At 63.4% G+C, this 1842-nt stretch carries 1 protein-coding gene; it reads right to left on the bottom strand.

Features of this window, described 5'->3' with window-relative positions; translation table 11 throughout:
• Positions 1–118: 118 nt before the first annotated feature.
• Positions 119–940, bottom strand: coding sequence for a transglycosylase family protein (locus ACZ7GZ_RS43220; RefSeq protein WP_471033336.1), 822 nt, complete (start codon positions 938–940; stop codon positions 119–121).
• Positions 941–1842: the final 902 nt, after the last annotated feature.

Genomic DNA, 1842 nt, shown 5'->3' with positions numbered 1-1842 from the left:
AGTGATGAGTCGCATCGATACGTCGAAAGGCCTCAAACTGGCACAGCGACAGAACTCTCATACCGGCATGAGGCATACCTGAACGCCCACTAAGACCGCGTCCTACATGGGCTAAGCGTCAGGCGGTCGGCATGCCTTTCAGATACGCCCAGGCTGTACGGTCGATGGCCTCGGGGTGATCGACCGATGGCTGAGGATGGTCCCGGTGGAACGCCTGGACGGCTGCCTGGGTCTTCGGGCCGTAGTTGTCGGCGTACGCCACGCTGGCACTGAGGTAGCCGGTCCGCTTCAACTCGTGCTGGAGCAGCCTGGCCGACGGAGAGGAGCTGTTCGGCGTCGGGAGACCGGCTGTGGGCAGCTTCAGCTTCATGCCGATGCTGATGGCTTCGGGGTCCGTCCCGATAGTCGAGCTGTTGAGGCCGTACAGAGCTCTCCAACCGCCGTCGATGCCCAGCGTCGAGGCGATTTTCGCCAGGCAGTCACCTGCCTGCACGGTATACGTCTGAGCCGTCGGACCGGGCGTGGGAGCGGCGTCCGGCTCGGGGCTGGGTATCGATGCAGGAGCCGGGGTGAGCTTAGATTGCTGACTGCTCAGGGCACCGGAGGCGATGCCGTGACCGGGGCTGTTGCATGCCCAGGCACTGGGGCCCTGGGCTGCGAGGATCCGTGCAGCGACAGCGATCTGCTGAGCCTTGGTCGCCTGATAGGCGTGGGGGGCGATGTCCCGGCCTCCGAAATCGGCCCAGGTGCGGTCCTGTATCTGAAGGCCACCGGTCGAGTCGGCGTCGCCATGCGGCAGGTTCCAATGTCCGGAGCCGGGCGTGTGCATGTCCCCGCTCTCGCAGGCGGCGATGCGGTCCCAGGTGGCGCTGGGTGTGGATACGGAGTGGGCGATGCCAGTTGCCGCGACGGATGCGCCGAGCCCCAGCGTCACCCCCACAGACGCCCTCTTGACGATCGTAAACTTCGGCTTGCTGTGTCGCCCCGGCATGTCACTTCCCGATCTGGCCGCAAACGGCAACTGCCGCTAAAAAGGGCCGTTATAGCTTCACTGGAAGCGATCATTTCCAGCGTTAGGGCTCGAATCTGCCCTCATGTGTTCGCCTCTCAGCGGTGAGAGGCCGATATACCCTTAGGACCCGCGAGCGGTTCATTCCTCACGCAGGTTCGCGAAACTTTCCGTGTGGCATAGGACACTTCGTCACGCGTTACTACCGCTGGATCGACTGTTTCCGGTCTCCTGCCGGCCGGAGACCTCAGGGGGATATGGGGCCAAGGCCCCTCATTTCCGCGGAGGAACATGAGCCCGCTCTACTACGACCGACGGGGCGGAGAGGGCACCACGGCGCATCCCTGGTCAACCAAACGAAAGGTCAGCCGTCAATGACCCTCTTTCATCCTGAATAGTCGCAGGTCGAGAGGGTGTGGAGGGTTTGGACGTCGCCAGGACTTAGACCGTCCTACCTTCTTGGTCGGGTTGAGCGAGCCATTCGTAGGGTTGGCTCGCCCAGGGGTGTCGAGTGTGGCTTTTAGACCGTTGCCCTCGGTGGCTGGGGACACTTGGCCGCTCGACACCCCGCGACGACTCGGCCGCTGATTGGGATGTGCGAGCAGATCGCTGAGTAGGACAACGTCGGCGAGGTCGTCTGCAGGGTTGCGCTGTCACGACGATGCTCGGGAGCAGGATGAGCCGGATATGGGCCGGTGTTGACGCTGGCAAGACGCATCACCACTGCGTGGTCCTCGACACTGACCTTCCCCTCGTAGCGTGGAGGTGTGACTGAAGGGGAAGTTGAGGGTCATGGGTGGGAAGCGACGGTCGTACGACGCGCCGTTCCGTGA

Source organism: Streptomyces sp. NPDC037288, from assembly GCF_055603265.1.
This window is presented reverse-complemented; position numbering and strand designations above follow the sequence as displayed.